We start from the raw sequence: 8,339 nt of genomic DNA on the forward strand, positions 1-8,339 counted from the left end.
TCAGTTTGACAGATCGACGTTAATTAACACCACCTCACCGTCTGATTCAAAACATGGTCGGGAGACTCTGACTTCTTCTGTCTGGGGCCAGGGTCCCTAGCCAGGCCATATCGGCCTTCGCTCGCCTCCCTCTCGACGCACTCACTTGTGCGGCATGCGATAGACTCTCCCCAGGATTTCATAAGTACCGCGCCACCTTTCGACTCGCTCAGTGCGCCGACCCACGCTTCCGAATAAGTGCGGCCTAATCGACATCGCGGCCGACAGCCGCCACTCGCGCCTCGATATCGCGTAGAACTCCTGCGCCCCGAGTGCGCGGCAAGCCTGCGTCCATCTTCGGACTGCCCAGTCTGGACTACCCCCGGACGCCCCTGCACGGAACGCGGCACGTTGAGGCGGCCCTTGACGCTTAATTGCGGGCCGGCTTTGGTCGACGTCGTGCAGCTTGTCCTAGAAGCGCCCAGTCTGTCGTGGTCGCAAGAACCCGTTCCGCGCCGCGCGAGGCGCTACACATCACAATTACGTCGTTCATCGAAAGGCGAGCTTCGAAACGCCAAGCGGGGGAAAGGAATTTCACAAGTAGACGCAAATACGCAATTCCCTTTCTCTATAGATTTTGTAGAAATACTATTCTGTCCCCATGTCGCGACTGCGGCCCGCATTCACCGAGAGGGACAGGACCGAATGACCAGACCTGCAATCGTCGGATTTTCCGGCAGCTTCAGTTCTCCCTCCCGCACCCGCGCTTTGGTCAAAGAGATCGTGAGGCGAATGGCGCAACAATATCATAGGAGCTTCGAGGTCATCGATATTGGCCAGTTCCTGCCTTCGCTGGGCGCCGCGCAACGCCTCTCCGATCTGGACACGAAGGCAAGGAGACTTATTGACCATCTCCTGCAAGCCGAAGCACTGGTCGTCGCAAACCCGGTCTACAAAGGCAGTTACGCTGGCCTCTTCAAGCATTTGATCGATTTGCTGGAGCCCACCGCTTTCATAGGCAAGCCGGTACTGCTCGCCGCGACCGGCGGCGGAGACCGACACGCGTTGATCGTCGAGCATCAGCTGCGGCCGCTCTTCGGGTTCTTCGAGGCGCGAACGCTGGCGACAGGGATCTACGCTTCAGAACGCGACTTCGTCGACCAAACCTCCGTCTCGCCTACATTGGCCGATCGGCTCGATCGTGCGATCGGGCAATTCGCGCCCTATCTGGCATCGCGAACTCGAGACGAGTTGGTTTCGGATTCCGACGCGCCTCGGGCGGACATTGCTATCACCCGCGGCCAGTGGCGCTTCTCGAGCCGAGTTTCTAGCGCAAATCTGGGCTGACGCGCCTCCTCCAGCCCTGTCTGAATCTTCGAGGAATCGTCAGCCGCAACCAAAAGCTCATTCGCCAGGAGATTAGCCATGACTAAGCCTGCTTTCATTGACGCAACCATTCCGGAAGGCGATGTTGCTCCCCTTACGGCACACGTCGGCGCAGAGATCAGCAACGTTCGTCTATCCGGGGATCTACCCCACACGGTTGTGGTGGCAATCAATAAGCTTCTGCTCCGCCACAAGGTCGTGTTCTTCCGCGGCCAGGAGCACCTGGACGATGCCGAGCAGGAGCGTTTCGCCCAGCGGCTCGGCGATTTGGTGCCGCATCCAACCCAGGGGTCAATCGTCGGCACGGCCTCAATCCTCGAACTCGATTCAAGCCGCGGAGGCGGGCGTGCCGATCAGTGGCACACCGACGTCACGTTCGTCGACGCCTATCCAAAATTCTCAGTCTTGCGCGGCGTGGTCATTCCTTCGGCCGGTGGCGACACGATCTGGTCGAATACCGCCGCCGCCTATGAGAGTTTGCCGCCAACGCTCAAGCGCCTCGCCGACGATCTTTGGGCGGTCCACAGCAACGCCTACGACTACGCGGCGGTGCGACCGCGGGCGACAGAGGCGGAAGCAAAACACTTCGATGAGGTGTTTACTTCAACGATTTACGAAACGGAACATCCGGTTGTGCGGGTTCATCCCGAGACCGGTGAGCGCACCCTCCTTCTCGGCAACTTCGTGCAGCGGTTCGTCGGCCTGTCCAGAAGCGACTTCCACCGAGTCTACGAGTTGTTCCAATCCTACGTTACCGCACCGGAGAATACCATTCGCTGGCGTTGGCAGCGGGGAGATGTGGCGATCTGGGACAACCGCGCCACGCAGCATTACGCCGTCAACGACTACGGCGATCAGCGCCGTGTTGTCCACCGCGCCACGGTCGACGGCGACGTGCCAGTCGCGGTCGACGGACGTCGCAGCGTCTCGCGGACGAAGGCCGCCAAGCCAGCGAAGGCCGCCTGAACACCAGGGGGCATGTCTTCAACTGATGCGACAAGAGGGAATTTGACAATGCCCAGACAGATCAAGCTCGGCGCCTTCCTGCCCGGCGGCGGCCAGCATATCGCCGCCTGGCGCCATCCCGATGCGCCCGCCGACGGCGCCACCAATTTCGAGTTCCACAAGCAGCTGGCGCTGACCGCCGAGCGCGGCCTGTTCGACGCCTATTTCCTCGCCGACAACCTGACCGTTGGCCTCGGCGCCCGCGAAGGCGGCAATGCCAAGATCGCCGGCTTCGAGCCGGTGACGCTGTTTGCGGCGCTGGCGCCGCTGACCACGCATCTCGGCTTCATCGCCACGGCGTCCACCACCTATGAAGAGCCCTACACGCTGGCGCGCAAATTCGCCTCGCTCGACCTGTTGTCGAACGGCCGCGCCGGCTGGAACGTGGTGACCTCGGCCGGCGACGAGACGGCGCGCAATTTCAACCGCGACGTCCAGCCCAACCATGCCGAGCGCTATGCCAGGGCGCATGAGCATGTCGAGACGGTCAAAGCGCTGTGGGACAGCTGGGAGGATGACGCCTTCATCCGCGACAAGCAGTCGGGCCGCTTCTACGACAAGGACAAACTGCACGACATCGACCACAAGGGCGAGCATTTCAGCGTCAAAGGCCCGCTCAACGTGCCGCGCCCGGTGCAGGGACATCCGGTTGTCGTACAAGCCGGGCAGTCCGAAGACGGACGCGGGCTTGCCGCGCACTCGGCCGAGGTGATCTTCACCGCCCATCAGAAGCTGGAGACGGCGCAGGAATTCTACCGCGACATCAAGGCGCGCGTGGCTGAAGCCGGCCGCGATCCCGACCAGGTGCTGATCATGCCGGGCGTTGCCCCTTTCGTCGGTCGCACCGAGGAAGAAGCCCGCGCCAAATACAAGCAGCTCAACGACCTCATCCTGCCCGAGGACGGTGTTGCGCTCCTCAACGGACTTGCCGGCCAGACGCTCGACATCAGGGGGTATCCGCTCGACGGCCCGTTGCCGCCGAGCAAGGAAACCGAAGGCATGAAGAGCCGCCAGGCGCTGATCCGGCAGATCGCCGACGAGCACAACTTCACCATCCGCCAGCTCTATCAATGGGTGGCGACGGCGCGCGGCCACTACACCATTGTCGGCAGCGCCACGCAGGTCGCCGATCAGCTGGAGGAATGGTTTACCAGCGAGGCGGCCGACGGGTTCAACATCCTGCCGCCCTGGCTGCCCGGCGCGCTCGACGATTTCGTCGATCTGGTCATTCCCGAACTGCAGCGGCGCGGCCTGTTCCGCACGGCTTACGAAAGCCGGACACTGCGCGAGAATCTCGGCCTCAGGCGGCCGGAAAATCCATGGACCGTCGCTCGGTCGACCGTCCTTGCCGCCGAATGATCCTCGTAGCTGAAGGGTAAAACGATGACATTGCAGCACATCGATCGGCAGATAGCGGTTCGCCGCAGTGGCGGCGAAACTGGTTTCGGCGCCGACTTCTTGCACCTCGGCGGCCGGACGGCTGTTCGGTTTCTGTCTCGCTACGGCGTGCTTGTTGGCTTCCTGGCGCTCTGGCAGGTGGCGAGCAGCGTCGGATGGGTCAACGCGGCGGTGCTGCCGCCGATCGACATGATCATAGCTGCGCTCTGGAAGGGGCTTGCCGGCGGCAGCCTGCTCGGCGACATCGCCATCAGCCTGCAACGCGCCGGCATTGCCTTTGCGGCGGCCGTAGCGGTCGCCATCCCGCTCGGCCTGTTCATGGGCCAGGTGCGCCCGGTCGAAACCGCGCTCGATCCGATCCTGCAGGTGTTCCGGCAGACGTCGGCGCTGGCGCTCTATCCGGTGTTCATCCTGCTCCTGGGGCTCGGCGAAACTTCGAAGATCTTCGTCATCTTCTGGGCGACGCTGTTTCCGCTGCTGCTCAACACCACCAGCGGCGTCAAGGAAGTGGATCCAAAGCTGCTCGAAATGGCGCGCGTCTACGGCGCGAGCCGGCTGACCGTGTTTCGCCGCGTCGTGCTGCCGGGCGCCGTGCCGTCGATCTTCGTCGGCCTGCGGCTGAGCGCCACCACGGCGCTGCTGCTCCTGATCGCGTCCGAGATGATCGGCGCCAACAAGGGCATCGGCTTCCAGGTGATGAACGCGCAGTACAATTTTCAGATCCCGCTGATGTTTGCGGCAATCGTCAACCTCGCCGGCCTCGGCCTGATCGCCAACCAGGTACTGGTCACGCTGCAGCGGCGACTCTGCCGCTGGAGCAATCCAGCCAACTGAGCAGCCCACACTCAACCTAGGCCTCCCCCAAACCCAGGAAAGACCGGACCATGAAAATCACCCGCCGTTCCCTGCTTGCCGGCGCACCGCTTGCCGCCGGCCTCATCGCCGCCGGCCTGCCGCGCCTCGCCTTTGCCGAAACCGCACCCGTCAAATTCCGCTATCTCGCCAGCCGGGGCAGCATCTCGCCGCATGAACTGGCCGACGAACTCGGCTACTTCAAGGGGCTCGGCGTCGAACTAGAGAATGTCGGCTATTCGGGTGGCGGGCCGGAATCGCTGTTTGCGCTGTCTTCCGGCAGCGTCGACATCGGTTCGGCCGCCACCGCGGCGGTGATCAACTCGATCTCCGGGGGCAACGACTTCGTCGCCGCCTATCCGAGCAACGGCATCAACAAGGACGTGAAGAGCGTCTTCTACGTGCTGGAAGACAGCCCGATCAAATCGATCGCCGACATTGCCGGCAAGACCATATCGGTCAACACGCTCGGCGCCCATCTCGACTATACGGTGCGCGAAGCCCTGCACAGCGTCGGCCTGCCGCCGACTGCCGCCAACCTCATTGTCGTGCCCGGGCCGCAGCTGGAGCAGACCTTGCGATCGCGCCAGGTCGATATAGCCGGGCTCGGCTACTGGCAGGCAACGTTTGCCGGCGCGCTGGTCGCCAATGGCGGCGTGCGCGGCGTGTTCGACGATACCCAGGTGCTCGGCGAACTCGCCGGCGGCTTCGTCGTGCTCAGGCGCGACTTCATCGCCGCCAATCCGGATGCGGCGCGCAACTTCGTCCAACAGTCGGCGCGCGCGTCGGACTGGTCGCGTCAGAACCCGGACGAAGCCCGCAAGGTGCTGGCCAATATCCTCAACAAGCGCGGCGAAAACGGCGATCTCGCCAAATACTGGACCGGTTTCGGACTTCGCGAAGGTGCGCAGGCGACCGACCGCGACATCGATTTCTGGGTCGCCGTGCTGGAGCGCGACGGCCGCCTGGCCAAGGGCAAGCTGAAAGCTGTCGACATCCTGTACCGGCTCGGCGAAACCAAGATCAACTGAGCCCTGAAATAGCTGAGAGATGAGATGACCGGTTCCAATCGCAGCGGAGAGGTCTCGATCCGCGACCTCTCCAAATCCTTCAGCCTCGGCGGGCGCCGGCTTGCCGTGCTGCGGACGCTCAACCTCGACATCCGTTCGGGGGAATGCCTGGTCATCGTCGGCGCCAGCGGCTCCGGCAAGACCACGCTGCTGCGTATTCTTGCGGGACTGGAGGCTGCCGACAGCGGCGCCGTCGCGATCGACGGCCAGCCGGTGCATGGCGTCGGCGCCGAGCGCGCCGTGATCTTCCAGGAACCGCGCCTGCTGCCGTGGCTCAGTGTGCTCGGCAACGTCGCCTTCGGCCTCGAAGTGCGCGGCGTGCCCAAGAGCCAAGCCGAGGAACGCGCCCGTTTCTACGTCGCGTTGGTCGGCCTTGCCGAATTCGCCGATGCTTTTCCGAGCCAGCTTTCCGGCGGCATGGCGCAGCGCGTCGGCATCGCCCGGGCGCTCACCATCCAGCCAGAGATCCTTCTGCTCGACGAGCCGCTGGGGGCGCTGGACGCTATGACCAAGATCGGCATGCAGGAAGAACTGGCGCGCATCTGGAGTGAGGAGAACGTCACCATGGTGATGGTCACCCACGATCTGGAAGAGGCGATCTATCTGGCCGACCGGGTGCTGATCCTGCCCAAGGAGAAAGGTGGCGCGGCAAGGCTGATCGACATCGACCTGCCACGCCCGCGCGAGCGCAGCGAAACCCGCTTCGTGCGCTATCGCGAAGAATTGCTGCGCGAGTTTGGGTTGCATTGACAGAGATGAATGAACGAGCCGCCTCAAGCGCCCCTTGCCATTCCATCGCAGATACTTTGTTGGATGATGAATAGCCCTGCCACTCAAGGCAGGGCTCCGCAACACCCACGGATTGCGCCATGCTTACTCGACGTCTCGGTTCGACACATCGATGCTACTAAAACTCCTCATCGTCTGATGAAATTGGACGGGAAGTCCCCGACCTTTTCTGAAACGCCGGGGTCGGACCATATCGGCCTTCGCTCGCCTCCCCTCTCGGCGCACTCACTTGTGCGGCATGCAATAGACTCCCTCGGATCCCATGAGTACCGCGCCACCCTTCAACTCGCTCAATGCGCCGACCCACGCTTGCGAATAAGTGCGGCTGGCATCCACGGCCGTCAGCCAAAGAACGCGATTGTCGGCCAGTTCAACTTTAACTTCCTGCTGCAAAGGGCTCCCCTGCACGGTCTGTTGATAGTGGCGTTTGATCCTGACATTGCTGGCCGGAAACTCAGCTTCGTTGGCTGCCGTAGTTCAGCACAAATCCAGTGTGGTCCCCAGCCACTGAGCAACCGCCATCACGCTCGCACACGATTTTGGCAGCTGTGTTGCAGTCCCATCTTAGTGAAGCGGGCCACATAGGATTGTCCACGTTTGATCGCGGCTTGTCGCTCTGACCAGCCGCTGCCAACACTGCGCCTGTGTTCAAAATCACAGTGGACAGGAGAAGCACCTTGAACACTTCAAACCTCCCTGAAATTGTCACCGTCGTAGCACCTCGTCCTGCGTGATCGCCTGGCTCATGGGATGTTGAGAGTGAACCAGCTTTTCTGGCGCACGCCGTTCGCGTCATCATACTCGATGAACCAGGGCTTTCCGCGCATCGGTCGAGGGATGGTGTAAGTAGGTGGGGCCATTACCAAGGGAATGCCCTCGATCGTTTCCCGCGGTCTGGGTTGTTGCCGCAACCACCTTACCGTCGATTTCGATTTGGACCGGACGTGATCCGTCTCCATGATACCCGCCGAGTCCTTTGTTTTTGAAAACGACGGGTAATGAGAGCCTATCGGCCGCGATGCGGCAGATGTTTCGTTCTTGACCTAAGCCCGGCCGATCGGATTCGGAGCTGCCAACTGCTTGCCAGCCAGACGGACAATCCTCATACTTCCCAAATCTCGCCGCGCTTGAGTCGGCTTGCGGACAGGTCGGCCAATTAAAACCCGGGGCTTCCATCGCCGCAATCAACTTGTAAATTGGCGGCACGAGGGGGTGCCTTGCCAGTCGCCGGAAAGACATAGGAGGACCTGACAGCCCCATTCGACGCTTTTGATTGGGATGGAAGAGCTGCGACACCAACTGATGCGGTTTGATGCCCCTCTCCAGGATTGCCTTGGTGATGACGCCGGTTCCCGCGCCAAGCTCTATGATCGGCATTCCGGACCGCGGGTTGATGACGCTTGCCATCCGGTGCGCCGCATATATCGAAGTGGGGATGAGGGCTCCTACGCCCTTCTTGTCCTTCTGCCAGGCTTTGAAGAATTGCACTTCTTCATCAAACCTCTTGCCGAGCAGCTCCTTCAGTCGGAAAACCATATCCACTCCTTGCTTGCGCCCTCACCCTAGGTCATCTGGCAAAGCGCGTTGTGGCCAAGCTCTGCGATATTTGCAAGCCCGTTACGACTTGCTTGCGGTTAGAGCCCGGTACTGGCAGTCACGAACAGCGAGGGCCTCTTGCGGTCGCATGGCAGCGCGATTTTTGCTCTTCGCCCGTGACCCTCTTCCTTCTTGACTAGGATGAGCCGGTAGCCTATTTCACAGCCGCGTTAGCACTCGACACCTCTGAGTGCTAACAACGGTCCGGCAACCGACCTCTCAATCTCCGCACCAGGGAAAATCCAAAAAATGGCAAAGTCGAAG

At 61.8% G+C, this 8,339-nt stretch carries 8 protein-coding genes; 6 read left to right on the plus strand and 2 right to left on the minus strand.

Annotation, left to right across the window (positions count from 1 at the left end):
* Window positions 1–684: 684 nt before the first annotated feature.
* From msuE to FCU66_RS20875, 6 genes are all read left to right on the plus strand, one after another.
* Window positions 685–1,326: an FMN reductase gene (msuE, locus tag FCU66_RS20850; protein WP_136622695.1), complete on the plus strand. Its 642-nt coding sequence runs from the start codon at window positions 685–687 to the stop codon at window positions 1,324–1,326.
* Window positions 1,327–1,404: 78 nt separating this feature from the next.
* Entirely contained in the window at window positions 1,405–2,331 is a 927-nt protein-coding gene (locus FCU66_RS20855; protein ID WP_136622696.1) for a TauD/TfdA dioxygenase family protein, read from the plus strand.
* 48 nt (window positions 2,332–2,379) lie between these two features.
* A complete protein-coding gene (locus FCU66_RS20860; RefSeq protein WP_136622697.1) occupies window positions 2,380–3,729 on the plus strand; it encodes an LLM class flavin-dependent oxidoreductase in 1,350 nt (449 codons plus the stop codon).
* A gap of 24 nt (window positions 3,730–3,753) precedes the next feature.
* Window positions 3,754–4,602: an ABC transporter permease gene (locus tag FCU66_RS20865; protein WP_136622698.1), complete on the plus strand. Its 849-nt coding sequence runs from the start codon at window positions 3,754–3,756 to the stop codon at window positions 4,600–4,602.
* A gap of 50 nt (window positions 4,603–4,652) precedes the next feature.
* Window positions 4,653–5,651 carry an ABC transporter substrate-binding protein gene (locus FCU66_RS20870; RefSeq protein WP_136622699.1) on the plus strand — a complete coding sequence of 333 codons (999 nt, stop codon included), beginning with the start codon at window positions 4,653–4,655 and terminating at the stop codon, window positions 5,649–5,651.
* Window positions 5,652–5,675: 24 nt separating this feature from the next.
* Complete coding sequence (locus FCU66_RS20875; RefSeq protein WP_136622700.1) at window positions 5,676–6,440, plus strand: ABC transporter ATP-binding protein; 765 nt, start codon at window positions 5,676–5,678, stop codon at window positions 6,438–6,440.
* A 264-nt stretch (window positions 6,441–6,704) separates the two neighbouring features.
* On the opposite strand, the gene FCU66_RS42005 is transcribed toward FCU66_RS20875, so the two are convergent.
* The gene (locus FCU66_RS42005) at window positions 6,705–6,872 is read right to left on the minus strand and encodes a hypothetical protein (RefSeq protein ID WP_246093976.1); all 168 of its coding nucleotides are present in this window, start codon (window positions 6,870–6,872) and stop codon (window positions 6,705–6,707) included.
* Between the two features lie 402 nt (window positions 6,873–7,274).
* Window positions 7,275–8,015 carry a hypothetical protein gene (locus FCU66_RS20885; protein WP_246093977.1) on the minus strand — a complete coding sequence of 247 codons (741 nt, stop codon included), beginning with the start codon at window positions 8,013–8,015 and terminating at the stop codon, window positions 7,275–7,277.
* Window positions 8,016–8,339 lie beyond the last annotated feature (324 nt).

It is taken from the genome of Mesorhizobium norvegicum (genome assembly GCF_004919685.1).
GTDB classification, from domain to species: Bacteria; Pseudomonadota; Alphaproteobacteria; order Rhizobiales; family Rhizobiaceae; genus Mesorhizobium; species Mesorhizobium norvegicum.

What these genes read in the sequence shown, in the direction of transcription:
- FCU66_RS20885 (WP_246093977.1), bottom strand. Translation starts at nt 8,015, where the DNA reads ATGGTTTTCCGACTGAAGGAGCTGCTCGGCAAGAGGTTTGATGAAGAA.
- FCU66_RS20865 (WP_136622698.1), top strand. Translation starts at nt 3,754, where the DNA reads ATGACATTGCAGCACATCGATCGGCAGATAGCGGTTCGCCGCAGTGGC.
- FCU66_RS20855 (WP_136622696.1), top strand. Translation starts at nt 1,405, where the DNA reads ATGACTAAGCCTGCTTTCATTGACGCAACCATTCCGGAAGGCGATGTT.
- FCU66_RS20870 (WP_136622699.1), top strand. Translation starts at nt 4,653, where the DNA reads ATGAAAATCACCCGCCGTTCCCTGCTTGCCGGCGCACCGCTTGCCGCC.
- FCU66_RS20860 (WP_136622697.1), top strand. Translation starts at nt 2,380, where the DNA reads ATGCCCAGACAGATCAAGCTCGGCGCCTTCCTGCCCGGCGGCGGCCAG.
- FCU66_RS20875 (WP_136622700.1), top strand. Translation starts at nt 5,676, where the DNA reads ATGACCGGTTCCAATCGCAGCGGAGAGGTCTCGATCCGCGACCTCTCC.
- msuE (WP_136622695.1), top strand. Translation starts at nt 685, where the DNA reads ATGACCAGACCTGCAATCGTCGGATTTTCCGGCAGCTTCAGTTCTCCC.